General features: G+C 54.5%; 28 protein-coding genes and 1 pseudogene. 11 read left to right on the plus strand and 18 right to left on the minus strand.

Going from position 1 to position 25281, the window contains the following annotated elements; translation table 11 throughout:
- Nucleotides 1-143: 143 nt before the first annotated feature.
- Both BLU05_RS01720 and BLU05_RS01725 read right to left on the minus strand, forming a co-directional pair.
- The gene (locus tag BLU05_RS01720) at nt 144-800 is read right to left on the minus strand and encodes a DUF4166 domain-containing protein (protein WP_210184584.1); all 657 of its coding nucleotides are present in this window, start codon (nt 798-800) and stop codon (nt 144-146) included.
- Between the two features lie 133 nt (nt 801-933).
- A complete protein-coding gene (locus BLU05_RS01725) occupies nt 934-1425 on the minus strand; it encodes an acyl-CoA thioesterase (RefSeq protein WP_091877367.1) in 492 nt (163 codons plus the stop codon).
- Nucleotides 1426-1822: 397 nt separating this feature from the next.
- On the opposite strand from BLU05_RS01725, the gene BLU05_RS01730 reads away from it, so the two are divergent.
- Nucleotides 1823-2863, plus strand: a complete 1041-nt coding sequence (locus BLU05_RS01730; RefSeq protein WP_091877369.1) for an NAD(P)-dependent alcohol dehydrogenase — start codon at nt 1823-1825, stop codon at nt 2861-2863.
- Nucleotides 2864-2919: 56 nt separating this feature from the next.
- On the opposite strand, the gene BLU05_RS01735 is transcribed toward BLU05_RS01730, so the two are convergent.
- A complete protein-coding gene (locus tag BLU05_RS01735) occupies nt 2920-4890 on the minus strand; it encodes an elongation factor G (protein ID WP_091877371.1) in 1971 nt (656 codons plus the stop codon).
- Nucleotides 4891-5265: 375 nt separating this feature from the next.
- Here BLU05_RS01735 and BLU05_RS01740 point away from each other — a divergent pair, with 375 nt between their 5' ends.
- The 3 genes from BLU05_RS01740 (at nt 5266) to BLU05_RS01750 (ending at nt 7768) form a co-directional block, all read left to right on the plus strand.
- On the plus strand, nt 5266-6645 hold the full coding sequence (locus tag BLU05_RS01740; protein ID WP_091877373.1) for an OmpA family protein: 1380 nt from the start codon (nt 5266-5268) through the stop codon (nt 6643-6645).
- A gap of 12 nt (nt 6646-6657) precedes the next feature.
- Nucleotides 6658-7359 (plus strand): hypothetical protein, encoded by a 702-nt coding sequence (locus tag BLU05_RS01745; RefSeq protein WP_091877375.1) that lies wholly within the window; start codon nt 6658-6660, stop codon nt 7357-7359.
- A gap of 151 nt (nt 7360-7510) precedes the next feature.
- A complete protein-coding gene (locus tag BLU05_RS01750; protein WP_091877377.1) occupies nt 7511-7768 on the plus strand; it encodes a DUF982 domain-containing protein in 258 nt (85 codons plus the stop codon).
- A 45-nt stretch (nt 7769-7813) separates the two neighbouring features.
- Here BLU05_RS01750 and BLU05_RS01755 read toward each other — a convergent pair whose 3' ends face one another.
- From BLU05_RS01755 to BLU05_RS01780, 6 genes are all read right to left on the minus strand, one after another.
- A complete protein-coding gene (locus BLU05_RS01755; protein WP_091877379.1) occupies nt 7814-8728 on the minus strand; it encodes a LysR family transcriptional regulator in 915 nt (304 codons plus the stop codon).
- Nucleotides 8729-8868: 140 nt separating this feature from the next.
- Complete coding sequence (locus BLU05_RS01760; protein ID WP_091877381.1) at nt 8869-9993, minus strand: GGDEF domain-containing protein; 1125 nt, start codon at nt 9991-9993, stop codon at nt 8869-8871.
- A 162-nt stretch (nt 9994-10155) separates the two neighbouring features.
- The gene (locus tag BLU05_RS01765) at nt 10156-10803 is read right to left on the minus strand and encodes an alpha/beta hydrolase family protein (protein ID WP_091877383.1); all 648 of its coding nucleotides are present in this window, start codon (nt 10801-10803) and stop codon (nt 10156-10158) included.
- Between the two features lie 19 nt (nt 10804-10822).
- Entirely contained in the window at nt 10823-11320 is a 498-nt protein-coding gene (locus BLU05_RS01770) for a GAF domain-containing protein (protein ID WP_091877385.1), read from the minus strand.
- Nucleotides 11321-11536: 216 nt separating this feature from the next.
- Nucleotides 11537-11851, minus strand: coding sequence for a PepSY domain-containing protein (locus BLU05_RS01775; RefSeq protein WP_091877387.1), 315 nt, complete (start codon nt 11849-11851; stop codon nt 11537-11539).
- Nucleotides 11852-11939: 88 nt separating this feature from the next.
- Nucleotides 11940-12749 carry a mechanosensitive ion channel family protein gene (locus tag BLU05_RS01780; protein ID WP_091877389.1) on the minus strand — a complete coding sequence of 270 codons (810 nt, stop codon included), beginning with the start codon at nt 12747-12749 and terminating at the stop codon, nt 11940-11942.
- 306 nt (nt 12750-13055) lie between these two features.
- Between BLU05_RS01780 and ftsZ the strand changes: the two are divergent.
- Nucleotides 13056-14015, plus strand: a pseudogene (gene ftsZ, locus BLU05_RS01785) (cell division protein FtsZ); the annotation flags it as partial.
- Nucleotides 14016-14227: 212 nt separating this feature from the next.
- Here the strand turns inward: ftsZ and BLU05_RS01790 are convergent.
- The 4 genes from BLU05_RS01790 to BLU05_RS01805 all read right to left on the minus strand — a co-directional run bounded on the left by BLU05_RS01790 (nt 14228) and on the right by BLU05_RS01805 (nt 16959).
- Nucleotides 14228-14854 (minus strand): PadR family transcriptional regulator, encoded by a 627-nt coding sequence (locus BLU05_RS01790; RefSeq protein WP_175540503.1) that lies wholly within the window; start codon nt 14852-14854, stop codon nt 14228-14230.
- Nucleotides 14855-15044: 190 nt separating this feature from the next.
- Nucleotides 15045-15284: a YjiS-like domain-containing protein gene (locus BLU05_RS01795; RefSeq protein WP_091877393.1), complete on the minus strand. Its 240-nt coding sequence runs from the start codon at nt 15282-15284 to the stop codon at nt 15045-15047.
- 10 nt (nt 15285-15294) lie between these two features.
- The gene (locus tag BLU05_RS01800) at nt 15295-15885 is read right to left on the minus strand and encodes a TetR/AcrR family transcriptional regulator (protein WP_091877395.1); all 591 of its coding nucleotides are present in this window, start codon (nt 15883-15885) and stop codon (nt 15295-15297) included.
- Between the two features lie 129 nt (nt 15886-16014).
- Nucleotides 16015-16959: a GlxA family transcriptional regulator gene (locus tag BLU05_RS01805; RefSeq protein ID WP_091877397.1), complete on the minus strand. Its 945-nt coding sequence runs from the start codon at nt 16957-16959 to the stop codon at nt 16015-16017.
- A 103-nt stretch (nt 16960-17062) separates the two neighbouring features.
- Here BLU05_RS01805 and BLU05_RS01810 point away from each other — a divergent pair, with 103 nt between their 5' ends.
- On the plus strand, nt 17063-17878 hold the full coding sequence (locus BLU05_RS01810; RefSeq protein ID WP_091877399.1) for an SDR family NAD(P)-dependent oxidoreductase: 816 nt from the start codon (nt 17063-17065) through the stop codon (nt 17876-17878).
- Between the two features lie 67 nt (nt 17879-17945).
- On the opposite strand, the gene BLU05_RS01815 is transcribed toward BLU05_RS01810, so the two are convergent.
- Nucleotides 17946-18440: a hypothetical protein gene (locus BLU05_RS01815; RefSeq protein WP_139210374.1), complete on the minus strand. Its 495-nt coding sequence runs from the start codon at nt 18438-18440 to the stop codon at nt 17946-17948.
- Between the two features lie 105 nt (nt 18441-18545).
- Nucleotides 18546-18920, minus strand: a complete 375-nt coding sequence (locus tag BLU05_RS01820) for a hypothetical protein (RefSeq protein WP_139210376.1) — start codon at nt 18918-18920, stop codon at nt 18546-18548.
- 186 nt (nt 18921-19106) lie between these two features.
- Between BLU05_RS01820 and BLU05_RS01825 the strand changes: the two genes are divergently transcribed.
- The 4 genes from BLU05_RS01825 (at nt 19107) to BLU05_RS01840 (ending at nt 22510) form a co-directional block, all read left to right on the plus strand.
- On the plus strand, nt 19107-19754 hold the full coding sequence (locus BLU05_RS01825) for a response regulator transcription factor (protein WP_091877405.1): 648 nt from the start codon (nt 19107-19109) through the stop codon (nt 19752-19754).
- A 152-nt stretch (nt 19755-19906) separates the two neighbouring features.
- On the plus strand, nt 19907-20410 hold the full coding sequence (locus tag BLU05_RS01830) for a hypothetical protein (protein ID WP_139210378.1): 504 nt from the start codon (nt 19907-19909) through the stop codon (nt 20408-20410).
- Between the two features lie 12 nt (nt 20411-20422).
- Nucleotides 20423-21655 (plus strand): sensor histidine kinase, encoded by a 1233-nt coding sequence (locus tag BLU05_RS01835; RefSeq protein ID WP_091877409.1) that lies wholly within the window; start codon nt 20423-20425, stop codon nt 21653-21655.
- Between the two features lie 111 nt (nt 21656-21766).
- Nucleotides 21767-22510 (plus strand): GGDEF domain-containing protein, encoded by a 744-nt coding sequence (locus BLU05_RS01840; protein WP_091878399.1) that lies wholly within the window; start codon nt 21767-21769, stop codon nt 22508-22510.
- 9 nt (nt 22511-22519) lie between these two features.
- Here BLU05_RS01840 and BLU05_RS01845 read toward each other — a convergent pair whose 3' ends face one another.
- Nucleotides 22520-22915: a VOC family protein gene (locus BLU05_RS01845; RefSeq protein ID WP_091877411.1), complete on the minus strand. Its 396-nt coding sequence runs from the start codon at nt 22913-22915 to the stop codon at nt 22520-22522.
- 13 nt (nt 22916-22928) lie between these two features.
- Complete coding sequence (locus tag BLU05_RS01850; RefSeq protein WP_091877413.1) at nt 22929-23219, minus strand: ArsR/SmtB family transcription factor; 291 nt, start codon at nt 23217-23219, stop codon at nt 22929-22931.
- A gap of 245 nt (nt 23220-23464) precedes the next feature.
- Between BLU05_RS01850 and BLU05_RS01855 the strand changes: the two genes are divergently transcribed.
- Complete coding sequence (locus tag BLU05_RS01855; RefSeq protein ID WP_091877415.1) at nt 23465-24139, plus strand: class I SAM-dependent methyltransferase; 675 nt, start codon at nt 23465-23467, stop codon at nt 24137-24139.
- A 288-nt stretch (nt 24140-24427) separates the two neighbouring features.
- Here BLU05_RS01855 and BLU05_RS01860 read toward each other — a convergent pair whose 3' ends face one another.
- Complete coding sequence (locus BLU05_RS01860) at nt 24428-24751, minus strand: hypothetical protein (RefSeq protein WP_091877417.1); 324 nt, start codon at nt 24749-24751, stop codon at nt 24428-24430.
- Nucleotides 24752-25281 lie beyond the last annotated feature (530 nt).

Consider the following 25281-nt stretch of genomic DNA (forward strand, 5'->3'; position numbering starts at 1 on the left):
CACGATGGCTCAGTCGAGAGATTCCGGCAAGGATATTGGACAGGGAAAGCCACCCGACAAATACGAATATTACTCCCGGAATTGTCAATACGACTAAAGTTCACCATCCCTGCCCAATTTCATCAGCAATCAGACGAAAACGATCAGGAATTTCGGGAGATATCCGGTTTGATCACGAATCGGCCGCTATAGCGGAAGAGTTCACCGAACAGAGGATGGCGGAGGGTCATTTTCATGCTGAAGTTCTGTGCATCCACGGGTCGTTCCTCCACATAAGCGCGGCCAAATAACAGTCCGACGGGAACGGGGATATCAACACCGAAAAGCCGCCAGATATAGCCCTCGTCACGAAACACCAAGGCACCCTCCTCCGCCGTCACCCGCAGACGCAGGCCTACGCCGAAGCGCACGAATTCAATCACACGATTGCCGCCAATCTGCTCCATGTGTGACCTGAAATGGAAAGGGCGATGCCCGGGAAACTGAAACACTCTGTCCCAATAGATCGAATTATTGTCCAAGTGAGAATTATAATGGACATCGATAGGAACATCGATACCCCGATAAGGCACCAGCGCACCGAATATCCAACCAAACGGGATCAACAGCTTTCCGATGGCGCTATGCTGCACCTCCTGCATTGTTCCGCTAACGCAAATGTAGTCATTGCTGTACGGCTGCAACGAATAATGCCGTTTGACGATATCGCCCAGATCATGCCAGGCATCGCCCAGCACTGTCTGAAATACCGGCAGGTGATTTTCTGCGTCGCCGCTGCGTTGAACCTTGCCGTTCTTCAATTCCACTCCCGATACATGCGTGATCCCTTGATAAGTTAGAGCAGCAACTTGCCCAATCTGCGATGGATCAGTCCCGCCTGCAAAAGTGCTCCCACGGTCATCCCCTCGATATCACGCGTTATTATCGCATGCATTAAGTAGTTTCGGAGCCCGCTGCACGGAATCGCGTTTCAAACTCACGCCGGAGGGTACGCCGTACTTCAGCAGCGCGCAGGCGTTGTTGCCCGATTTCAGTTGTTGGATGAAATGGCGGCACCTCGGTGGGCCGCCCATCCGCGTCAACGGCCACCATGGTGAAATAACATGAGTTCGTATGACGTCGCTCGCCGGAACGGATATCTTCAGCCTCAACCCGGATGCCAACTTCCATGGACGTTCGGCCCGCATAATTGATCGAGGCACGGAAGGTCACCAATTCGCCAACCTTGATAGGCTGTCGGAACACCACCTGATCGACGGACAAGGTTACCGCATATTGCTTTGAGTAGCGCGAGGCGCAAGAAAAGGCGACGCGATCAAGCAGATTAAGCAATGCACCGCCATGAACCTTACCACTGAAATTGGCCATATCGGGGGTCATCAAGACCACCATTTCAATACGGCTTCTGTCGATACCATCATCCATTCCGGTAGCCCCTAAATTTCAACACTGAGTTGATATAAGCTACCAAAAATCCCCTCGGTAGTCGTAGAGATTCCCTACACCAACATTTCACTGGATGCGATTGTAAAGTCTTCAGCCTCTTGCCGAAGCAGGTGGGTGCGTCTTCGGGCACTGCCTTTGGCGGCACCCTCGCCATTCTGGCAAGCTTTCCATCGCATCTCGCATTTCGCGAGTATGTGCTGGCTGATATCGGGCAGCAATTATTGACCGAACACGGATTTCTTCGGCCCAACCCTACGCATTCTATCCATTCGTAGGATTATGCAACAAGCTCGCAGGATTGCTCTATGGCTCTGACCCCGACCGGGTCCATGAGTGGCAGGTTCCAACTATCTCTTCATCTCAAAAGGAATTCACCATGGCTCTTGCTAAAGGCTATGCGGCGACAGACGCATCCCAACCACTTACACCGTTTATTTTCGAACGGCGGGAGCCCAATGACGATGACGTCGTCATTTCGGTAAAATATTGTGGCGTATGCCACTCCGATATCCATCAGGCACGCGATGAATGGGGCGGCTCGAAGTTTCCCATGGTGCCAGGCCATGAGGTAGCGGGCATTGTTACCGCCGTCGGTTCAAAGGTAACGAAATTCAAGACCGGCGATCGCGTCGGCGTTGGCTGTTTCGTCAACTCCTGCACAAAATGCGCCGCGCGTGATGCCGATCTGGAGCAATACATGCCCGGTATCGTGCAGACTTACAACGACGTCGAAGCCGACGGCGTCACACCCACCCATGGCGGCTATTCGGATTCCATTGTCGTCAAGGAAGGCTATGTTCTTTCCATTCCTGATAATTTGCCGCTCGATGCCGCCGCTCCGCTTCTTTGCGCTGGCATCACGCTCTATTCGCCGCTCCGCCACTGGAAGGCCGGACCCGGTAAAAAGATCGCAATCGTTGGTATGGGCGGACTTGGCCATATGGGCGTCAAACTCGGCCACGCCATGGGGGCCGAGATCACTGTGATCAGCCAAACCCTGTCAAAAAAGGATGAGGGATTGAAGCTTGGTGCCACGCATTATTATGCATCAACCGATCCTGAAACCTTCAAGACTCTCGCTGGCGCATTCGATGTCATCATTTGCACCGCAGGCGTCGCGATTGACTGGAACGCCTATCTCGGCTTGCTCAAGATTGATGGCACCATGGTCCTGGTGGGAGCCCCCGAGCACCCGGTTCCGGTAAATGCGTTCTCCGTCATTGCCGGTCGCAAGAGCCTTGCCGGGTCTGGCATTGGTTCGATCAAAGAAACACAGGAGATGCTGGATTTCTGCGGCGAACATAACATCGTTGCTGAAATCGAGACCATCGATATCAAGGACATCAATGAAGCATACGAACGTGTCCTGAAGAGTGACGTGCGTTATCGCTTTGTCATCGATATGGCTACTTTGTAATATCACAGAACACTGGGAGGGGCAGTTTTGCCCCTCACTTCTGTCTGAGGCGCACCCTATTCGCTTACCGGATTGCTTACCGGCATATTGCGGCGCACGCGCAGCAGATACTCGGTGCGATTGAACGGATCGGCACCCGAACGCAGGCGTAAACGCTTTGGACCCATTATTGGCGCATAGTGATCAAACTCACATTCCATAGCGCCTGCGCCACTCGTCAGTCCCGGCAATTGCAGTTGAACGTTTTGGATCATCGCCGACGCTATTGTGCCTTCAAGCCGGGCCATACCACCGGAAATCAGGGAATCTTTCGTGATAGCCCCAGCCTTTGCCAGCAGGGTGAGCAGGCCACTTAAAGCCGCCGCAGGAGCATCGAGGCAAAATCGGTTGATCGGCTCGCAAATGACAGTCTGTGCTTCCGACAGCGCGGTTGCCAGCACCAATGGCGTCAACTGGCGGAAATCGGCAGCCGTGCTAACCGGGGAACTATGCCGGGCGGCGGTCATGGCTACATGGCAATCAATCACCTGCCAGCCAAACAAGCCCTGCTTCAATGTTGTGAACACAGTTTCCTCGACTGCCCGATAAAAACTTGCGGGCATCTGACCTATGTCGACTTCCAGCGCGAAGCTGTTGCCCGACCCTTCCGGCCGCGGTTCGATGCGCAGCCCAACCGTCGCAATAAACGGATTGGGCTCCTTGAATATGACCTCGATTCCAGTGCCGGTTCCAATAAGCCTTTCGACACAGATGACCGTGGTCTCCTCAAACATGGCATCAAGACCGAAATCACTCAGCAAGGTCGATTGGATGACCTCTTTTTGCACTTCACCATAGAGCGACACAAAGACCTGATTGGCCTCTTCGTTCCTGCGCAAGTTGATCAATGGATCTTGTTCGGCCAATTGGTTGAGCGCCAGCCAGAGCGCGCCATTATCAGATGGATGTCTGGCCAGAACACGGGTTTCCAGAGTGGGCGGCGCAAAATCAGCACGTCTGCCTGAAGCAAGGTCGACGCCCACCACATCACCGATCTGCGCATCACTGAGCCCGCTCACGCGGGCGATTTGTCCCGCTTTGAAGCTCGTAGCTGCATGAACCCGTCCGGCCCCGAAAAGCTGGATACCGGTCACTCTGGCCTGCCCTTTGGGTAGGTTCAGATATTGCCGGGTCTGGATGGTGCCTGAATTTAGCGACATATAAGAAAGCTTTTCGCCGCCCCAACCGCGTTCGATCTTGAAGATTTTCCCCTCGATCGGACCGTCAGGATCAGGAAGACGCGCGGGCAGCATCGCCGCGATGGCGGCCATCAGGGCGGAAATGCCAATGCCTGTGGTTGCCGCTCCCCCGAATACGGGGTGCACCCATCCCTTGGCGATCTGATCGGCAAAGGCATATTCAAGTTTTTCGGCGATCAGGCGTTCGGGAGCCAGAATATAATCGGCCAACAAAGCATCGTCATTCTCCGCCAGCGTCTCGCACAGGACTTTGAAGAATGCCCCGTTTCGCAGATCAAGCGCCTCGATCTGCGCGCGCTTGCTGCCGGGATCGATGACACCAGACATAGCGATAGGCCGGACTGGCAACTGGTTGGCGATGGCCTCCAGTACCCGGTCATATTGCGCACCAACGCGATCAACCTTGTTGATGAAGAACACGAACGGAACTGCAAGGCGTTGCAGCGCCCGTACCAATACACGCGTCTGCGCTTGCACGCCCTCGACCGCCGAAACAACGACCACCGCCGCATCGAGCAATCCAAGGATACGCTCAACCTCGGCAATAAAATCAGGATGACCGGGCGTATCGATGAGATTAACCACCGTATCGCCAATAGTAAAAGACACGACCGCAGCCCGGATCGTAATACCGCGTTGCCGTTCAAGCTCAAGATTATCGGTCTGCGTGTTACCGCTATCGACGCTGCCAAGCTTGTCGATCACACCGGCATTAAAAAGCAGTCGTTCAGTAAGGCTGGTCTTGCCTGCATCCACATGGGCCAGAATGCCCAGATTCAAAGTGCGCATGAATCCTCAACTTCTCAGAATTTCGTTTGTGATTTTCTTGAGAAGTGAATCGGGGCATTGGAACCTCTATGCACGGATGACAATGACTATTGCGAAGACACTCCATCGAGTCCGGAGCATGAGCAGAACCCTACAAACTTCGCGAAAGATATGTCAAGGATGGATAGCTCATGGCTGAAACCACGACATTAATCGAAGCCACTCCCGGCATTCCTGTTCGATAGTTTGAACCCGAAAAATTCGTGGCATCTTCATTTGGGCGGGCATTTATGGATCAATCCGGAACTTTCTGTACAAATTGCGTCACTAGAAAGTGCCGACATAACGATATACCCTCCCGGTGCAACTTAAGGTTATTCATCGGAGGGAAAAGCGATGAGTCAGCCGTCGAAGTGGTGGTGGGGACTACTCCCCCTGATAGTCTTATGGATTGTCGCCACCGTTTTCACCAATAAGTTTGTTAGCTCCGATCTCAACAACAGGTCAGCCGCAGCACTGGGCACGACCGTTGACAGTCCGGCAATCTCAGTGGCCGGGCGCGATATCACCACGTCAGGCACCATCTTCTCTCCAGAGAACTTCGCCAAGGTCACCAACACCATTGGCGCCGTTTGGGGGGCGCGCAAGGTTTTGAATGATACGAAACAACCCGCGCTGGCAAACCCCTTCAATTGGGGCGTAACCCGCGATGGTTCGACCGTCAATTTGACCGGAAGCGTACCAAACCCTCAGGCGCGGGAAAAAATCGTTTCGGCTGCCAAAGCAGCGTTCACGGGTGCTGAAATCAAGGACGCGATGTCCTACGCCAGCGGCGCACCCGCCAGTTACGAGACTGGCGCGCTGTTCGGATTGGATCAACTCGCCAAATTGGCAAAAGGGAGCGTCGCAATCTCAGGTGCCGACCTCACGGTTTCAGGCAGTGCCGCAACACAGGCCGCCTATGACGGCATCACGGCTGCGCTTAAAACCCCGCCCCAAGGCATTAAGCTCGCAAAGGCAGACATAGCAGCGCCGCCTTCCTACGCCTTTGACGCTTCGAAAGACGCGGGGAAACTGACGCTCACGGGCAAATATCCGGATGATGATACGCACGGCAAGATACTCGATGCCGCCAAAAGCCTGTTCTTCGGTGAGGAGATTGTCGATCAGCTAACGGCTGCTGCGGGCGCACCGAGCGGTTTTGGCAATGCGGCGATAGCCGGGTTGAACGCTCTGTCCCGGCTGGCAAAAGGTACATTCTCGCTCTCGAACACCAATGCAAAGCTTACCGGCGATGCTCTGTACGATCAGGCCGTCGCCAGTGTGCAGAACGCCTTTACCACTGCAGTGCCTGACGGTTTCAAATTCGAGCCAGCGCAAATTGCCGTCAGCCCGGCTGCACCAGCAATAGATGCCACAAATTGCCAATCGACGCTCAATACTATGCTCACCAAATCCAAGATCAATTTCGAGACTGGCAAAGCACAGATAACGCCCGCATCATCCGGATTGCTTGATTTGATAGTGGCAACCATTGGCCGTTGCGCGAACAGTTCTATCGAGATTTCCGGTCATACGGATTCCAGTGGTGATGAAACAGCGAACCTTGCCCTGTCAGAACAACGCGCCAAGGCGGTGGTCGCCTATCTGACCAATGCCGGGGTGTCACCCGAGCGTCTGGTGGCTGTCGGGCTGGGTTCTTCACGTCCAATAGCATCAAACGACACTGATGAAGGCAAGGCGCTCAATCGCCGGATTGAATTTTCTGTTAAATAGGAGGTAGCGGCAATGACCTATCTACTTTCCACCTATTGGCCATGGATGTTGATCGCATTGCTTTTCGGCGGCGTGGTCGGCTTCGTGACCTTCCTGCGATCTGCCAGTGGCTGGTGGCCGGATTCTTGGCCGGGCTGGTTCAAATTACTCTGCCTGCTGTTCATCGTCGGTCTTGTGGTAGCAGTATTGAAATGGCTGCCTGGCCTTGCAGGCCATTATCTCGAAACTGCCCTGTTGTTGCTTGGCAGTTATATCGTAGGCTGCTTCCTCGGCAGTTGGCTGGCAAGCTTCCGTGCCGCCGAACTGAAACCGCAGGAACGGCCCTCTTCGCTTGCTCCGGCTGCACCAGCACCTACACCTGTGACAGTGTCAGCACCGGTCGTGGCCGCGCCAGCAGTTGCTTTGGCTGCCAATGATGGCCATCCGGGACATCGTCCGGCCTCAATAGAAAAAAGTGCGACGCCGGACAATCTGAAACGTATCTCCGGCATCGGCCATACCAATGAAATAAAGCTCAATGAATTGGGTATCTGGACGTTCCGCCAGATCGCCGAATGGACGGGCGCCAACGCGGAATGGGTTGGAAGCTATCTCGCCTTTCCCGGAAGGATAGAGCGTGAAGATTGGATTGGTCAGGCGGCCCAGCTCGCAAAGGGTCTCGAAACCGAGTTTTCCCGCAGGGTTGATGATGGGGATGTACCGACATCGCAGTGATCAGTTCCATGCTGACATCATGTCCAAACCACCTTGCCTTGCCCACGCTTTGAAACCCAAAGCGTAGCAAGTGAACATGCTGACTCATTCCTGCCCCAGAACGCTGCGACCCTGGGCACATTGAAATGACGCGAACGGAAAAGAGGAAAAGATGAGTGAAAAACGTTTTTCTGTCCCCGTAGCAGTACGATTGTGCGCTGCCGGGCAGCGGATGATCTTCAGCACTTGGGAAGCCGTAGAGTGTCTCAAAATCCAATGGCCCCGCAACCATGGGCCCAAATACCGCAAAGCACTGCAGGCTTGCATGGATGCGCTTGAAGGGTGGAAACCGACGCATAAAGCCAGACGAGCCTTTGTCGACGCGGCGCGCGAGGCCGGTATTTTCCTTGAGGTCAAACCACTGCACTAAATCCGGGTCTTATGGCCAAGAACGCGGTGCAAAACAGCGCCTTCATTAAGAATGCGCTGAGTTCTCAGCGGCTATTTCCTGAATGAAGTCGAGGAAAGCCCGCACTTTTGCCGGAGGCAGGTGACGCGAGGGGTGATACGCATAAAGCGGAAACCGCTCACCTGACCATTGGGTTAATATCGGCACCAGTTCTCCGCTTGCCAGCCACGGCCCAAGCCCCACCGCGAGGCTTTGGAAGATGCCCTGACCTGCGACGCAGGCAGCCACGGCCACCGATGGGTCATCCACGACCACCCTGCCGGTAACCTTCACCTCGATCACCTCTCCTTCAAGATGAAATTCCCATGGAAAAGGCCGCCCTGTCTGCGGATCGCGAAAAAGCAGAGCTTCATGCTGTTTCAGATCTTCCGGCGTTTTGGGCTCGCCGTGCCGCTCAAGGTAGACAGGCGACGCACAGGTAATGACGCGCGTATCGAGCAGTTTGCGGACGATCAAGGAAGCGATATCCGGCGAACCAAAGCGGATTGCTATATCGGCTCCAGTCATCATCTCCTCGCGATAATTCGTGTTCATCAGTTCCAGAAACAACAGCGGATATCGGGACATGAATTGCGGCAGTCGCGGCGCAAGCACCATCCGGGAGAACCAGGGGTCGATTGATACCCGCAACCGGCCCTTGACGATAGCGGCAGCACCTGCGGCATTGGTGGCGGCCTCCTCCAACCCGGCCAGCAGCGGCATAGCTTGCTCATGGAAACGGTGTCCCTCCTGCGTGAGCGTGACATATCGCGGGCTGCGATCAAACAGTCTCACGCCAATGCGTGCCTCAAGCCTCGCTATGGCACGACTGACACCCGAGGGCGTCAGGCCCAGAATTTCTGCCGCCCGGGCAAAATTCCCGGCCTCCGCAACGGCGGCAAACACACCAACTCCAGTCAACAGCCGCGCGTCAAAACTCATGGATTTACCTCTGTTGAAACTCGGTATTCGGCTGATGATGCAGACTATCCGGGCTCGTCATTACGCATCCTCGCATTATAGCGATGATTTTCAGTCATTTCTCCAATGATCTTTTTGATTTCATATCACGGCACCCTTCATCAGGTGCTCATGCGATGCAAACCCTCACCCTCATTCTTCGCGGCATAAAGCGCTTTATCGGCGGCAAGAAGGATAGCTTCAGGCGACGTACCATGTTGCGGAGCTTGTGCACTACCAATGCTGGCGCTGACCTGTGCGAACCGGCCATGCCCCAGATCGAAAGAATAGGCCACCGCTTCCTGAATACATTCCACCAGTTCAACATAGTCTTGACCAGAACGGTCGGGTAGCAGAACAACGAACTCATCACCGCCGATCCTGAACACGGTGTCCTTTGCCCGAACAGCGCCGGTTATGGCAGCTCCCACCTTTTGAAGCACAATGTCGCCTGCCGCATGGCCGCAATTATCATTGACCGCTTTGAAGCCATCAAGATCAATATACAGCAGCGAGAACCAGCGTTTTTCATCGGTTTCGTCGAGACTTAATTGGCTGCAAAGAGCCTCAAGTTTCCCATCAAGTGCCATGCGATTGGGTAGTCCGGTCAGAGCATCATTGGTTGCCAGAAACTGGTTGAGAATTTCCGTTTGTATGGCCCGCACGTTCAACTGATAGTTTTGATAGAGCACAAAACACATGCCGGCGGTCCACACAGGCAAGAGCAGGCAGAGATATCCAGAATCGGGAATGGGCGAGAGGTAAAGTCCGACGAGAAACGGAAAGCCGACCAGGATAAGAACCAGAACCGCATATCTTGGCATTGCAGCGTTTCTCGATGCAATGACGCCTTGAATGCCCGCCACATTCATCGCTGCCATCATGGAAAGCGTGAAATTTCCCGTGACGACACAAAAGGCGCAGCCCACACCCGCCACCAATGACCATAGACCGCCAGCGAGCATCAGATAAGAAAATATCCGTGGATCGGTTTCGGACTTGGCTTCTTCTCCGAGCGTCAGGAGATGCTGGCGAATAACCAGCAGTACCAGTTCGATGATGATCCACACAAACGGCCAATTGCTCTGGGTAACCGAGCGGGCATAGGTCGCCAGCGCAACAATGCTGATTGATCCAAAGAACAGCGCTGCCCGGCGCAAAAGCATCGTCTCGATCAGCCGTTGTTCGACGGCACGCGACTGGCGCGGAGATGCAGTTGTGAACCACTCAAATAATAAATTGGACATCGTGAGTTACTTTACGCCTAACGCCCTCTCTTTGATATTTGACGCAACGTCCCAGAGACAATCTGATAAAGTACTATCACAATATTTGAATATGCGCTTGAACAACAGTAAATACATCAAAATGCATCCACAGATTGCGGCATAGTAAATAAAAATGCGCGACTAAACTTTACCAGCAATCGCATTTGCCCAAGTCAGTGCTTTATCAGCCATCGTTTTCAGATGATCCCCTACAGAGAAACCCGACAGGTTTTTGCGTGGACGCAGATCATGATCTCCATCCTCAAGCCAAACTATCTCGATAGCGTCTGACAGCGTGTAATCGGCAACTTCTTCGCGTGTCCCGAACGGATCGCGCGTCCCCTGTCCAATAAGGGTTGGCGTCTTCATGTGGGCAAGATGCGCCGTGCGTAACTGTGCCGGTTTGCCGATGGGATGAAAGGGATAGCCAAGGCAGAGCAGACCAGCGATCCGTCCCGAACTATGGAGATCATCAGCGATCATGCTCGCAATGCGGCCACCCATCGATTTGCCGCCGATAATCAGCGGCCCAGTTGCACCAAGGGCGTCAATGGCGGCCAAATACTCAGGAATGAGCGTGTCTGCACGCGGCGGTGGCTTTCGTGCGCCGAGCGTTCGGCGGCTCGCCATATAATTGAATTCAAAACGGGCAACCCGAAACCCGGCGTCCGCCAGGGCCTCGGCATTTGCTGTCATCGAGGCCGAATCCATCGGAGCACCGGCGCCGTGGGCGAGCAGGATCGTATAATCTGCGTTCTCTTGCCCATTAAACAGGAAGCTTGTTGTCATCTCGATCGCTTCTCTGGTCTCAATCTTCCCACAGGCAGGCGGCAACGTAAATTGCAACAAGTCGCTCTACCCCCGCCTGATCAATGCTGTCAAATCTGCCCTGCAATGGACTATCAAGATCAAAAACACCAAGAATGGTGTCCTCGTGAATCAACGGCACGACGAGTTCCGAACGGGAAGCCGCATCGCAGGCGATATGTCCCGGGAAAGCATGAACATCCTCGACAAGAATGGACGAGCCCTGCGCAACAGCTGTTCCGCAGACACCATTGCCCACCGCAATGCGGACGCAAGCTGGTTTTCCCTGAAAGGGTCCGACGACGAGTTCGTCTTCCGAATAAAGAAAATAAAAACCGGCCCAATTGAGGTCAGGCATCATCTGGAAGATCAGTGCCGACGTGTTGGCGGCATTCGCTACGGGGTCAGTTTCACCCGCGAGAAGACCACTCAACTGATCGGCAAGTTCGCGATAAAACTTGGGCTTGTCAGATTGATCAATCGTCTTCTCGGCAAACATCGAACATCCCACTTTCTATATCAACGGTCAGAGCAGCAAATTTGCGGCCCCACCTCACATCTTCAAGCACTATATGGCACAAGAAATGCGGATTGAGAAACTGACGGGAATGCCCGTTGAGCCTAGCGTCTTCACAAATTTTATGAAGCGGTAAAAATTGGAAAGACCCGAATGATGCGCATTCGGGTCCTTTTTCCAAGGGAATCGCAACTCCGGCTAGTCGACGGAGATCACTTCGCCTGTCCGCCTGTCAACATTGACCCGGATATCGTTGCCACGCCGATCAGTGCCTTCCACAATGAAACGCGACCGTCTGCGTTCGATATTGTCCACATTCCGCAGGCCTTCGGCACGCGCCACGCGGACAGCTTCGCGTTCGCTGATTTCCATTCCACGACGCATGGGCCGCTCGACGCGTGGCTCAACAAGCCGCACACCACCGGGGCCAATTTCAACGGATTGTGCAAAAGATGGCGTCGCCGACATGACTGTCAATGCGGCAACACCTGCAATGGCAAAAGCTTTCAACATGATTGTCTCCCTGAATTAATAAAATTCATGCTTACGGGGAGATAACGCAGAGCGCAGGGCGTGGTTCCCATCGCAGACAGTACTGGCCTTATTCGGCGGCCAGTTTCCGGGCATGAAAGACGTTGCGCGTGCCTTTGGTCAAGTCAGCCTTCACCGCAGCGAAATCGCCGGGTGATGTCCAGTATCGCAGAGTTACCACAACTGAATCCTCCGTCAGATCGGACACGAAGGCTTGTGGTCCGGGATTTTGCAAAATTCGTTTGTCACCGACAGTCAGTTTGACAAGGCTTTTCTGAATCTGTTCGACATCTTCATCAGGACCAGCGCTGATCGTGATATCGTTGCGCCTGACACCGTTGCGCGTGTAGTTCTTCACCGGCTGGGTCCATAGTGTCGAATTCGGAGCCAGAACATAAACACCATCCGCTGCCCGCAACCGCGTGGCAAACAGACCGATCTCCTCCACAGTGCCCGTAACGCTGCCGACTTCAACATATTCGCCAATACGTAGCGGTCTCAGGGCCAGAAGCATGATACCAGCGGCTATATTCTGTAATGTCCCTTGCAAAGCGAGCCCGATGGCCAGACCAATCGCGCCAATGGCCGCAATGACCGAGGCAGTCTGGATGCCGAACTGACCGAGCACCATGACTGTTACAAGACCGAGCACCACATACCGGGCAATCTTTGAAAAGAAGCGGCGCAGTGTAAGATCAAAACCGCTCACCTGCCCCAATCCGGCATAGAGCCATCGCTCAACCAGCCCGGCAACGATATAGCCGATCACCAGCAGCAAGATGGCCCCTATCACCGAGAACGAATAGGTGACGACAAGCGCACTGGCTTGCTGAACTCCGGTTTGAATGGCGTTGAAGGCGTTTTGGGGATCGAGTTCCATGAAGCATTTCTCCTTGTCAGGGACTGCAGGACAAAACTTTACAGCCCCGGGATAGTTCCCAAATCGGCCGCATCACTTGCCCGTCGAATCCTCTTCGGGGAACTAATATCTAAACATCATTGTGGCCATACTTTTGACAACGCCAGAGGGCGATATCCCATTTCAGGGCTTGCGCCGAAACCCGCTGTCTGATTCTTTGCCGAATATTGGGGCAGAAAGCAGTTTTGATTCTCCAGCTGAGCCCCGCCATACCATTACGTACCTGCACGCCGACAATGATCACCGGCCGGGAATAAGGATTGCACGATGTCAATTAACCTCATGAAGCCGGAAATTTCCGAGATGAAGCCGAATATCACTGTATTCGGTGTCGGTGGAGGCGGTGGTAATGCGGTTAACAACATGATCCGCGAAAACCTGCAGGGAACACAGTTCATCGTTGCCAACACCGATGCACAGGCTCTTTCCATGTCCAAGGCCAGCCGCCTGATCCAGCTTGGCGCGAATGTGACGCAGGGCCTTGGCGCAGGCTCCCACCCGGAAATCGGCCGGGCTGCGGCGGAAGAAAGCATCGACGAGATCATGGATCATCTTGCCGGCACGCATATGTGCTTTGTGACGGCGGGTATGGGCGGCGGCACTGGAACCGGCGCTGCACCGGTCATTGCGCGCGCGGCACGCTCCGCTGGCATTCTCACCGTCGGTATTGTGACAAAGCCATTCTCCTTCGAAGGCACCCGCCGTATGCGCATGGCCGAAGAAGGGCTGGAAGAACTGCGTGACAGCGCCGATACATTGATCGTTATTCCGAACCAGAATCTGTTCCGGGTCGCCAATGCTGCAACGACATTTGCCGATGCCTTTGCCACGGCTGACCGTGTGCTTTATTCAGGTGTTGCCAGCATCACCGATCTGATGGTGCGCGAAGGCCTGATCAATCTGGATTTTGCCGACGTGCGCTCCGTCATGCGCGACATGGGCCGCGCCATGATGGGCACCGGCGAAGGTTCGGGCGAAGGCCGCGCACAGGCTGCGGCCGAAGCAGCTATTGCCAACCCGCTTCTCGATGTGGAATCGATGAAGGGTGCCAAGGGCGTTCTGGTCTCGATTTCAGGCGGGCGTGATATGACGCTATTTGAAGTCGACGAAGCCGCTACCCGTATTCGCGAAGAAGTTGACGATCAGGCAAATATCATCCTTGGCGCAACATTCGATGATGCGCTGGAAGGCGTTTTCCGCGTATCCGTCGTTGCCACAGGCATTGACGTTGCCCGCACCGCCGCCGCTTCGGATGCAGAAACCCCGGGCTCCGTCCTCTCCATGACCAGACGCCAAGCCTGATCAAATTATAAATATATACTTCAATTGGTTATGCGAAAGGTTTGTCTTGTTACTGGAACAGGACAAACCTTTGAAACATGTTGAATATATAATGACCGGTACAGTGCCATTTCAGGCGCTGCACCGGATGGAAGACGTTAGTCTTTCTTCTTGCCCGCTTCGATATCAAGCGCAGCCTGTTCGAGTATCTTGCGAACCCGTTCCGCCTCTTCCGCATCCCAGCCATGGCTGTGCAGATGCAGGGCGGTGCGCAGCGTGTCCATCGCATGGGCGATGGCTTCCGGTGCGCGTTGTCCAGCCATGGAACGGGCAACCATGCCCATACGCGTGCGGACCGCGTCAACAAGGTTCTTGTTCTCAGCCAGATAGGCAAGCCCTTCCTCGGTGATGGTGTAGAGCTTCTTCGAGCCTTCGCTCGCCGCAGCCGTAACCTGCCCTATTTCCTCTAGGAATGTCAGGGACGGATAGACTGAACCGGGGCTTGGTGCATAAGCGCCACCGAACAGTTCTTCAATATCCTTGATCAACTCGTAGCCGTGGCGGGGCCGTTCGGCGACCAGCGCCAGCAGGACAAGACGCAGATCGCCCGATGCGAACACCCGGCCTCCTCCGCCTCTGCGACCAAAACGACCGCCGCCCCCAGGACCATCATGACCACCGCCATGGCGGCCGAAGCCGCGCGCCATAGCGCGCAAGATAGCGCGTTCGACGTGTTCATGACCTTCGCGCCGTTCGCTTCGTTCGTGATGACAATTTCTAAACATGTGTTTTCTCCTTTTCATACACAAACGATATATCTTTTGAGTCTATCTGTAAATAGAATCTTTAAATCGCATCGAAAGTATGTGCCACTGATTGTGCTATGTGCATGATTGTTCAGAAGAAAATATTGCGGCATTCATCCATCAGCTGGCTGTAAAGTCGCAACACGGACTATATCGCCAGTGCAAAAACTCACTTGCTCCGCCGATCGATCTCTTCCGCTTGCTGCCGCGTTATGCCGATATCATCGAGCAAATGATCGCTGAGCTTACTGATGCGCGGGTCATCCGCCCGCTCTGCCCGGTAGAACAAATTGTTCCAGCGGAACGTGAGGACTTTTCTGATCAATTGTAACACGGCGTCACCGCTCTTCTGCAGACGAATAGTATTGGGTTCATTTACTAGTAGACCAGTCGTCTCGAAATTAGACATAATAAATCTCCTATGCGTGGTTTTTAAGCAGCCCGTCGAACGCCATCGTCGTGAAACGCTGGAGCGGTGCGATACTGCCTTCGGTCTTCATGCGAACAAGAGCGCCTTCATAGGCGTCAATGAGGAAAGCTGCGGTTTCATCAGGATCAAGGTGCGAAGGCAATTCCCCCTGCTCCCGCGCTTCCCGCAAGACTTGCTGAAAATCGCGCTGCCAGGCAGCAAAGGCACGGTGCAGCTCCTGCCTGAGCACATCACTATGAACCGCGATCGATTGGGCAAGGTTGCCGAGCAAACATCCACCTATGGGGTTTTCGCTGGCATATACCTGCTCATGATACTCAAAATAGGCGCGCAGACGTTGCAGCGGTGACTTGCTCTCGTCGGTCAACAATTGGGTCCGAACAGCCTGATTGCCCTCCGTATAGGAACCGACAACCGCCGAGGCAAACTCCTCCTTGCTGGCAAAGAAGTGGTAGAACGACCCCTTGGGGACGCCGGCGGATTTGAGGATTGGCCCAATTCCCGCCCCTTCATAACCATGCGAGAGAAGAGCTTTCAGCCCCTCGTCAATAAGTACAGCGCGTGTGTCAATCTTGCTCATAGATGCAAAGTAGACCAGTCGTCTAGTAAAGTCAACCCGCCCTGATAATTCGCGCAAAATTGGCTTGTAGCAGGATTGGCAGACATGAGAATGCGGAGCGCGAGGGATACTTGCCTGACCTCATGGGCTTTACGTGAGCGCTGCTTCCCGCGCATTGCGCCGGATCACCTGTGGCGGTTGACCGAACGCCCGCAGAAATGCACGGCGCATCCGCTCGCGATCAGCAAATCCGGTTTCCTGCGCCACTGTATCGATAGGCAGACGTCCCTGCTCCATCATCAGCCGTGCAGCCTCGACACGCAGGTTCTCGACAGCCTTGGCAGGTGATTGGCCGGTTTCCGCTTTGAATGCGCGGCTGAACTGGCGCGGACTGAGGTGCGCTGCCTCCGCAAGCTGCTCCACCGAAAGCGCCGTTTGCAGATTGCGCTTGGCATAAACAAGCGCGCTCTGGATGCGATCGGATTTGGGTTCGAGATCAAGCAGCGTTGAGAACTGTGATTGTCCACCTGCCCGGCGATGATAGATGACGAGGCTTTTTGCCACCAGTCGGGCAATGTCTGCACCCAGATCCTTTTCGACCATCGCCAGCGCCAGATCGACCCCGGCAGTCATGCCCGCAGACGTCCAGACCGAGCCGTCAACGATGAATATCCGGTCTTCTTCCACTTTGATTGCAGGAAAACCGGAACGCAGATCCCGCGCATAGAACCAATGGGTGGTTGCCCGGCGCCCATCCAGAATGCCTGCTTCGGCCAGAACAAAAGCACCCGTACAGATAGACGCAATGCGCCGGGCACGGTTCATCTCCCGTTGCATGAAGGCGACCAAACCCGGCCTCGACGGCGCGATACCGGTGGCACCACCAACGATCAGTGTGTCGAAAACTAGATTATTGAACGGCTCAGTCTGCATCGCCAATCCGATAGAGTTGCGAATGGGACCGCCGGTTTCCGACAACAGATGCACATCATAGATATCCTCCTCAGCCTCGATATTGGCGAATTCGAACACCGACGCCGCAGCCAGACTCATCATCTGGAAATCGGGGAAAACCACAAATCCGATACGTTGCATAACACCATGTCCTAAAAGGTTGCATATATGACATTTAGGACGCAGACCATGCGATGTAAAGTCCAGCTCACTATCAACAACCACAAACACATGGAGCATGATGATGAGCACGAACCCAAGCAAAGGCACCGCCCTGATTACCGGAGCATCTTCCGGGATTGGTGCAATTTATGCAGATCGCCTCGCCCGGCGCGGATATGATCTGATCCTTGTTGCCAGAAACCGCGGTCGTCTGGACGCGCTTGCCGAGCGACTGACAACGGCAACGGGCCGTTCAATCGAGGCGGTCGCTGCCGATCTGAACGACAAGGCCGATCTTGCGCGCATTGAGAATATTCTGAAAACCGATGCCAGCATTACGCTGCTGGTCAATAATGCCGGTGTTGGCGCATCGAAACCCTTGCTTGATGGCGATATCGATAGTCTCGACAGCCTTATCAGCCTGAACGTTACTGCCCTGACCCGGCTGACCTATGCGGCAGCGCCGGGTTTTGTCGCCAGAGGCGGCGGCACGATCATCAATATCTCGTCCATCGTTGCCATTTCGCCGGAAATGCTGAATGGCGTTTACGGGGGCAGCAAGGCTTTCGTTCTGGCTTTCAGCCAATCGCTGAAACACGAGCTTGCTGATAAGGGCGTACGCATTCAGGTTGTACTTCCAGGTGCCACCGCTACCGAATTCTGGGACGTCGCGGGGGTGCCGATCACGCATCTGCCTGAAGCGATCGTCATGACCAGCGAAGACTTGGTGGATGCCGCTCTGGCAGGGTTTGATCAGGGTGAATTCGTCACCATTCCATCTCTGCCCGATGCAGCAGACTGGGACCGCTACGAATCAGCACGAACAGGCCTTGCGCCGAATCTCTCGCACAAGAAGCCCGCTGAACGTTACGGAGTTGCCCCGCGCGCCGCAGCATAGTGACAAAAAAGAGCGCTAGCCGGAGGGCGGGCGCTCTTTTATCCTGACGAAATCCACCTTCCCCGAACTATCTGTACCGGCTCGACGACGCGACGCGAGGGATTTTACGAACAATATTCTGGTTGCTTGCAGCCTGTTCGGGAGAAATCTCTGCGAGCCTGCGCAGGTTACGTTCGCTTTCAAACTGCATAACCGATAGCGCAATGCCCACCGAAGGCTTGCAGCGCCCATGCAGTGACGCTGCCAAAATCTCGCGACCTGAGAAAAAATCGTTGAAATCATATCTGGACAGATAATCGTCCACGGCAGCACGCGCATTGAGGAAGGCCGATTTCCAGACTTCCATAATTTCGCCATGCAGGGCCACGGCAAGCCGCCAGCGTTCGTAACGCTCTCCGGCATTCCCCGCATCGCGGTAAGCCGCCAGACGCTCACGCAGTTCATCGCACAGCGCAGCCAGTGGACCGATCTTTTTTTGAATAACCGCCTCTGCGCCACGGATCAGTTTTACTGTTTCCGGGTCAGTATCGATAGGTTGGGGACTGGCCCAATTGCTCGGCATGATTGTCGATTCCCTCGAAAATATCAGCACTAGAGGACATTTTCCCACACGAAACGCCCGCTCAATGAGACTTGGCCAAGGTTTCCACGCAGGTACCGGTTCGATTTATTGGCATTCCGACTGTGGTTGTGCGATCAGCGTCTGAAGGATTGAAAACAGTTCGTATTTGTCCAAACTGTCATCGTCCTCCAGCAGAAGAGAACAAATGTGCCGTGCTTTCGCTGCAAATTCTTCCAACGTATTTGCCGGATGTCTTAGCATTGCAACGCGTGCGTGATGTTCCGCATCCGTGGCCGCCGCAAGGCGTCTGTCAAAGGAAGCAGTCTCCTGCCCGCCATCCATGCAATCGGTGCATGCACGCACAAGCCATTGTAGTTCGCGTCTGGAATTTCGGTGCCGTTCGAGCACAGTTGCAATCGAAGCAACGCGGGCGGCAGGATTAACCCTGATACCATCGATGGTAATGACAGCCAAAGTCACGCCGAAAATCCCCTTGATGCAAATCTGCACCGCTCACGTTTCGGTCGGAACACTATTCCGTTATACCAAGAAAAATAGGGACAACCCTGTCCCTATTTTGCGCTTTATAGAAATCGCACTACTCTCTAAGCGCCAATGCTGTCAGCATGGTAAAATGGCGTGCAACCGGGAGTACGCGTGAGGGCGATGGCGGAACAGACGTCGAAGCATACACACGTGCTGATCATCGAAGATCAGCACTTAATGAGACTGGCCCTGATTCATGAATTGCAGGCAGCCTTGCCTGCGTCCATTGTTCACGGCGCAGCCAATATAACAATTGCGCTCGACCTGCTGGAATCACACCAGTTCGACCTTGTGGTGATTGATCCGGGTCTTCCCGGCTATGATCCGAAGTCACAGGACGACCGCTTTGATGTGGTGCAGGTTGTCATAGAACTGTCACCCGACGCCATCCATTTTGTGGTTACGGGGTCCGACACGGATGAAGAATGGGAACACTGCCAGAAACTCGGCGTCGTCGGCTATCTGGCCAAGAACAATCTAAGGCCCGGAGCCCTGGTCGACGTTCTGCAGGAGGTTGCAGAACGCGGATACAGTGTCAGGCTTTCAAATGAGACGACAGCACCACCCGAATTCTATCATTCGGGTTTGACACCGCGTGAACAGGAAATACTCGGCTGGATGCGGCAACGACCGTCTGGAATCAGCCGCAAAGAAATATATGAACAGCTCGGGGACCGCTTTGATATTGATGCAGCATCTGCAGAAAAATACTATAAACGTGCACGTGCTAAGCTATTAAAAACCGGGCTCCTACCAAAGGGGTTATGATGGGGACTGCTCTGGAACACCATAATAACAAAAAACTAAAGGCATCAGCGGCAATTGGAGGTCTTTTCGCCACTGGAACTGCCAACCGAACAAAACAGATAAATAACGCAGGCAAGCAGGTTTCTTTTCTCTTCGCGGGCTTGTGCCTCTGCATGTCAATTTTTTCGGGTACATCTTTTGCCAATGATGACCCTGCGGTCATTCAAATGCAGGATGCATCCGGCGGTGCTTTGGCGACCTTCACCCAGGAAAAACTCCGTCAGGAGTTTCCCATGCATGATCTGGTGACGGAGACCCCCTGGACCAATGGCGTGAAAATCCATTTCCGTGGCCCTTCGGTGAAGGAAATGGTGACCAAGTACAAGATTGCGGACAAGCCCAACCTCGAAGTTGCTGCATTCGACAATTATATTATAAAAATCACCATGGAAGAGGTGGTTGAGTTTGCGCCTATCATTGCACTCGAACAGGCCTGCACAGATACCGACAAGCAAAGCGGCGTCTGCACGAAGGATCAGGATTTCAGGCCTTTATCACTCGATGATGGCGGGCCGTTCTATATTGTCTGGCCGCTGGGTAAACTGCCAAAGCCCTATATCCCGGCACGTAACTCCATATGGGTCTGGTTTGTTACTTCGATCCGCCCGGCCGATTGAAACTGACTGAACATGAAGCTGGATAAGTACCTCGACCCGCTCTTTTACATCATCCTGATCGGAGCGGCCCTGCTCTGTGTCTGGTCGTTTGTGCGCGCGGATCTGTACCGTATCCAGACCAATGAAATCATGAGTCAGACCTTTGAGGTTCAGGTTCGCGCTTCACAGGCACGCGAGAAGATTGCCAGCATCAAGGGTTATCTGATGCTCGCCACCAGAACGGGCGATCCTGAGCCGCGTCTGATTCAGGAAGTGACCCTGATGAATTTCAACCTGAAATCACTGGATCAGCTCGACTACGCAGACCGGTTTCTCGATGCGCCTGATATCGCTTCCCTGAAAAAGACGATCCTGACAGTCGACACGGTCTTGACCCCGCAGATCAAGGCAAGCCAGTTCGACAAGGCGTTGAAAACCGTACAAACCATCGAAACGGATATTTTCCGCACCGCCGGGTCGACCTTGGCCCATAGTATTACCCTGCAGGGCACCGCCACCATCGCTGCCGATGTTGCCAGAAACAAGCTTCTGGGTGCAGCTGGCGCGCTGATCCTCGCCGGACTGCTCATCCATCAGCGCAGCCTTCTGGCCCGCCGCAAGGACCAGCATATCCGCTCTTTCTCCGCATTGTTTGCCCATATGACGCGCACGCGCATCGCCGCATTGCGCCTGTTTCTCGGCTATGTCGGCAACAATGCCATTCCCTCTTCGGAAATGACCGAGGCAGCCCGCAGCACGATTGCGGAACTGGAAAGCATCAATGAGGGCCTGATGATGATCGGCCACTCCAAGACGCAATTCAAGAAAGTGCCCTTGGGCGATCTGCTAGCGGACATTGTGTCGAAGAGCCCGATCAACCTGCAACTCGACATCGAACAGGCCGCGCGCAAATCACTTATTCCCGCGTCGCAGTTTCATCTCATCATTGACGAACTGGTCCGCAACGCCACCAATGCCGTCGCCACCCGGACTGATCCGGTCATTGCGATCAGAGCAAGCGTCAACCGCCGCTTTCTGCAGCGCCCGCAACTGGTACTGGTTGTTGCTGACAACGGCATCGGCATGAGCCCCTCCACGTTGGCGAAAGCCAAGGAGCCATTCTTTTCGACCAAGGCAGGTGTCCATCTTGGCCTTGGCCTGACGAACTGCATGGAACTGGTGAAAACCATGACGGGAAAGCTGAAAATCACATCGGTCCCCGATGTCGGCACGACCGTGCGCATCAGCTACGGGCTTGATAGTTAGTCTCGAACTGATTTTTGAACTCGATTGTTCGAATTCGACACAACCCAGGATAGCTTTCTTCACTTGTTTCAGGCTTGAATGCCGGTGCTCGCAACTGACCCGGCGGAAACAATGAACATCTACAACCTATGGATGACCAGATTCGGTGCGCTTTCGCCATTGAGGCAAGTCGCGATCATGGTTGGCATGGCCACCATCTCGTCAGATATCATGGCTGTCAGCGCATTTTTCGTCATTGGCCTCGAAACGCCCCATCGCGTGGCCGCTGTTACAACAGGCATCGTCGTTCTCGTCAGCCTGCCGCTCGGCGCATTTCTGGTCGGGCTGAATTACAAATTGAAGCAGCTTGCCGAACAGCTCGATCTCGACTCGCGCCGGGATGATTTGACTGGTCTGCTCAACCGGGCCGAGTTTTACCTGCAGACACAGCAACTGTTTGCCACATCCCGCCCCATCGACAGTGCGGGCGCCCTCCTCTACATCGACGCCGATTACTTCAAGGCCATCAATGATCGCTTTGGCCATGCCACTGGCGACGGCGTCATTCATGAGCTTGGCCGGGTCATTAAATCCAGCATCGGCGAGCGGGATTTGGCCGCGCGGATTGGCGGTGAAGAATTCACCGTCTTCCTCGCCGATGCGGATCTTGGCCGCGCCAACTGGATAGCCCATAAAATTCTGATCGCCACCCGCGCTATTGGCAGGGAACTCGGGCTTGAGCGAACCACGATCACCGTCAGTATCGGTATTTCCCTGCACACACCGGGCCAGTCACTGGAAGAGACATTGGCGATTGCCGATAAATATCTCTACTCCGCCAAACATCAGGGCCGAAACCGGGTCGTTTATGGCTAAAAGCCTTTTCTATTTGCCGGTCATTTGGATCAGCTGAATCAGGTTTCCGCATGTATCGTCAAACACCACCATCCGGACTGGTCCGGCATCCATTGGCTCGACAGTGAACGATACGCCGAGGTCACGCAGCCTGCGATACTCCGCATCGATATCATCCACCTGAAACGAGGTTGCCGGGATACCATCCGCGACAAGGGCGTCCTTGAAGGGCTTGGCTGCCGGATGTTCGCTCGGCTCCAGCAGCAGTTCTGTTCCCTCCGGGTTTTCGGGCGAAACGACCGTCAGCCAGCGATGTTCGCCGCCAAGGGGGATATCGTGCTTCACGGTGAAGCCAAGGATTCGGGTGTAGAAGTCCAAAGCCTTTGATTGATCGTCTACCAATACACTGGTGACATAAATCCTCATGGTGGTTTTCCTCCTAAAGATGTTTGCGAAGCCATAGAGCCGCTGCCGCCTGCAACGGAATGAGATCGATGGAATGAATTTTGGTTCGCCCAGACCATGAAACATGGAGCAGTCCAGCTTTCTCAAGCGTATCGAGATGCTGGGTGATCGCCTGCCGGGACAGGGCTTCCCCATCCTCCGCAACCGACAGCGCACAGATGTGGAACAGCGATTGATCGGGGCGCTCGCGTAATCGGTCTATGATCCTGCGCCGCGTCGGGTCGGCAATCGCCTTGAAAATCCGATCGAGTTGCTCATCATCCATGCCGAATAAATGCAATAATATTATTGCATGTCAAGGGATCGGTGGAAGAGAGAGCGGATAGTTGCGCGTCTGTCGAACCACGCATGATGGATTTTGCAATTCATGGATAAAAGGGCGCCTATGGCAGCCTCATCAAGAAGCTTGCATATCGTAACATATAGAGTTACATGAAATGCGATAACGGCTGTCTTCCACCCCCTGCTGGCCCTTTTACCGCAGCGGTGAAGCCTCGAACGGAGATGCAGATGTCATCGTTTTCCAATCCCGATATCGTTTCGGGATATGCGGCCAGAACCGCGCAACTTGTGCCGGGCCTTCACGACCTGCACCGGATGACTGGTCTGCTTCTGGCAGAGCGGGCTCCCGCCGATGCGCGCGTTCTGGTTCTCGGGGCTGGCGGAGGAATGGAACTGGGCGTGCTCGCGCAGATGCAGCCGCACTGGCGTTTCGATGGCGTCGACCCCTCTGCCGAGATGCTTCAACTGGCCAGAACCAATCTCGGTGCGCAGGCCTCTCGCGTTGCGTTCCACGAGGGCTATATCGACAGTGCGCCCGAGGGCCCATTCGACGCCGCAACCTGTCTTTTAACACTTCACTTCCTGCCGGAAGAGGAACGGCGTCAGACGCTGCGGGCGGTCCAGCAGCGACTGAAGCCCGGCGCGCCATTTGTCGCCGCGCACCACAGTTTCCCCAATGAGGGGGCGGAATTGGACAAATGGCTCGCACGCTACGCGGCGTTCGCGGCGGCAACTGGGGCTCCTATATCCCTGACTGCGAACAGTATCAGAACCATGAAGGAGCGATTGCCTGTTCTTTCTCCCGCTATGGACGAAACCATCCTTCGCCAAGCGGGATTCTCGAATATCGAGCTATTCTACGCCGGTTTCACATTCAGGGGCTGGGTCGCTTACAAGAGTTGACCGCGGACTGCACCCCACCTCCTTCCGTCATCCTCGGGCTTGACCCGAGGACCCACAGCTAAAGAGTTCCATTGAACTTGATTGCTCGTGCTTTCAGATCATGGGTCCTCGGGTCATCCTCGGGTTAAACCCGAGGACTGAGGATGACGGAGTGGGGGTGATGCAAGGGAGCCAAGTTCTGCAACCTTTGTTCTGCAACCTTCGCGATTAGCGTTGCATCCACTCAAGCCCCTCATGGTTGTTATGTCGAACCGCGAACCAACAGATGTGCAAATCTCTCTTTAATGATTAGCGCTTTAAAGGTGGCTTGCCCTCAGCATATTCAAACGCTTCGCCCGGCCCCTGATCGAGGAAAAGCAGTGGCGGGTTATCTCCCACCTGCTTTATGTGGCTGATGATATGAACCCGGTTTTGCTTATCCTTATGAACTGAATAAACAAGTTCGCCATCCAGCCCTTTGTCTGCCCGCTTGCTCTCGATCCTGAACCGCATGGTCATCGCCAACAGCCCCAGCACAAAGGCAGGCGGAATGATCAGCCATATTGCCTTGATCAAATCAGGTGAGGATTGAAACGTATCAAGCAGATGAGCCCAGAAATTGTAGTCGGTCATGCGCACTCCCTTGTTTCACGAGGAAAGCGGCCACCCGAGGATTATCCTCTGGTGACCGGGGAGCTAGAAAGTCGCACACAGACGACCGCCACGGCCTTTAAGCCGAAGCTCTGGACATACGCCGAGGCCTCCCCGGCCATAGGGCTGAGGAGGTGCCTTTGCGGTCGACACCGACCGCTGTATGCGAGGTTTCTAGGCCCCAAGACCAATCCATTTCGACCGGTCTCAACGCAGACCATAGTGGGAAAATTATGCAGGTGGAAGGGGTTAGAGTGTCGGTTTGCAGGGTTATTAGTGGGTGGGGTGGGGTGTGTGGTTCGTGGTTCGACAAGCTCACCATGAGGGGCTTGGGTGGATGCAACGATAATCACATAGATTGCAGATCAAAATGGTTGCAGCGCAAAGGTTGCAGAACCTAACTCCCTGCACCCCTCTTTCCGTCATCCTCGGGCTTGACCCGAGGACCCATGATCTGAAAGCGCGAGCAATCAAGTTCATTGGAACTCTTTAGCCGTGGGTCCTCGGGTCAT

The sequence above is a fragment of the Phyllobacterium sp. OV277 genome (genome assembly GCF_900104355.1).
Lineage (GTDB): Bacteria > Pseudomonadota > Alphaproteobacteria > Rhizobiales > Rhizobiaceae > Phyllobacterium.

Coding starts and splice junctions, on each gene's coding strand:
- BLU05_RS01805 (WP_091877397.1), bottom strand. CDS start 16,959: ATGCAACGTATCGGATTTGTGGTTTTCCCCGATTTCCAGATGATGAGT.
- BLU05_RS01745 (WP_091877375.1), top strand. CDS start 6,658: ATGACCTATCTACTTTCCACCTATTGGCCATGGATGTTGATCGCATTG.
- BLU05_RS01860 (WP_091877417.1), bottom strand. CDS start 24,751: ATGACCGACTACAATTTCTGGGCTCATCTGCTTGATACGTTTCAATCC.
- BLU05_RS01800 (WP_091877395.1), bottom strand. CDS start 15,885: ATGAGCAAGATTGACACACGCGCTGTACTTATTGACGAGGGGCTGAAA.
- BLU05_RS01755 (WP_091877379.1), bottom strand. CDS start 8,728: ATGAGTTTTGACGCGCGGCTGTTGACTGGAGTTGGTGTGTTTGCCGCC.
- BLU05_RS01850 (WP_091877413.1), bottom strand. CDS start 23,219: ATGGATGATGAGCAACTCGATCGGATTTTCAAGGCGATTGCCGACCCG.
- BLU05_RS01845 (WP_091877411.1), bottom strand. CDS start 22,915: ATGAGGATTTATGTCACCAGTGTATTGGTAGACGATCAATCAAAGGCT.
- BLU05_RS01830 (WP_139210378.1), top strand. CDS start 19,907: ATGTCAATTTTTTCGGGTACATCTTTTGCCAATGATGACCCTGCGGTC.
- BLU05_RS01840 (WP_091878399.1), top strand. CDS start 21,767: ATGAACATCTACAACCTATGGATGACCAGATTCGGTGCGCTTTCGCCA.
- BLU05_RS01815 (WP_139210374.1), bottom strand. CDS start 18,440: ATGCCGAGCAATTGGGCCAGTCCCCAACCTATCGATACTGACCCGGAA.
- BLU05_RS01825 (WP_091877405.1), top strand. CDS start 19,107: ATGGCGGAACAGACGTCGAAGCATACACACGTGCTGATCATCGAAGAT.
- BLU05_RS01795 (WP_091877393.1), bottom strand. CDS start 15,284: ATGTCTAATTTCGAGACGACTGGTCTACTAGTAAATGAACCCAATACT.
- BLU05_RS01740 (WP_091877373.1), top strand. CDS start 5,266: ATGAGTCAGCCGTCGAAGTGGTGGTGGGGACTACTCCCCCTGATAGTC.
- BLU05_RS01730 (WP_091877369.1), top strand. CDS start 1,823: ATGGCTCTTGCTAAAGGCTATGCGGCGACAGACGCATCCCAACCACTT.
- BLU05_RS01780 (WP_091877389.1), bottom strand. CDS start 12,749: ATGGAACTCGATCCCCAAAACGCCTTCAACGCCATTCAAACCGGAGTT.
- BLU05_RS01835 (WP_091877409.1), top strand. CDS start 20,423: ATGAAGCTGGATAAGTACCTCGACCCGCTCTTTTACATCATCCTGATC.
- BLU05_RS01775 (WP_091877387.1), bottom strand. CDS start 11,851: ATGTTGAAAGCTTTTGCCATTGCAGGTGTTGCCGCATTGACAGTCATG.
- BLU05_RS01765 (WP_091877383.1), bottom strand. CDS start 10,803: ATGACAACAAGCTTCCTGTTTAATGGGCAAGAGAACGCAGATTATACG.
- BLU05_RS01855 (WP_091877415.1), top strand. CDS start 23,465: ATGTCATCGTTTTCCAATCCCGATATCGTTTCGGGATATGCGGCCAGA.
- BLU05_RS01735 (WP_091877371.1), bottom strand. CDS start 4,890: ATGCGCACTTTGAATCTGGGCATTCTGGCCCATGTGGATGCAGGCAAG.
- BLU05_RS01810 (WP_091877399.1), top strand. CDS start 17,063: ATGAGCACGAACCCAAGCAAAGGCACCGCCCTGATTACCGGAGCATCT.
- BLU05_RS01750 (WP_091877377.1), top strand. CDS start 7,511: ATGAGTGAAAAACGTTTTTCTGTCCCCGTAGCAGTACGATTGTGCGCT.
- BLU05_RS01790 (WP_175540503.1), bottom strand. CDS start 14,854: ATGTTTAGAAATTGTCATCACGAACGAAGCGAACGGCGCGAAGGTCAT.
- BLU05_RS01760 (WP_091877381.1), bottom strand. CDS start 9,993: ATGTCCAATTTATTATTTGAGTGGTTCACAACTGCATCTCCGCGCCAG.
- BLU05_RS01725 (WP_091877367.1), bottom strand. CDS start 1,425: ATGGATGATGGTATCGACAGAAGCCGTATTGAAATGGTGGTCTTGATG.
- BLU05_RS01770 (WP_091877385.1), bottom strand. CDS start 11,320: ATGTTTGCCGAGAAGACGATTGATCAATCTGACAAGCCCAAGTTTTAT.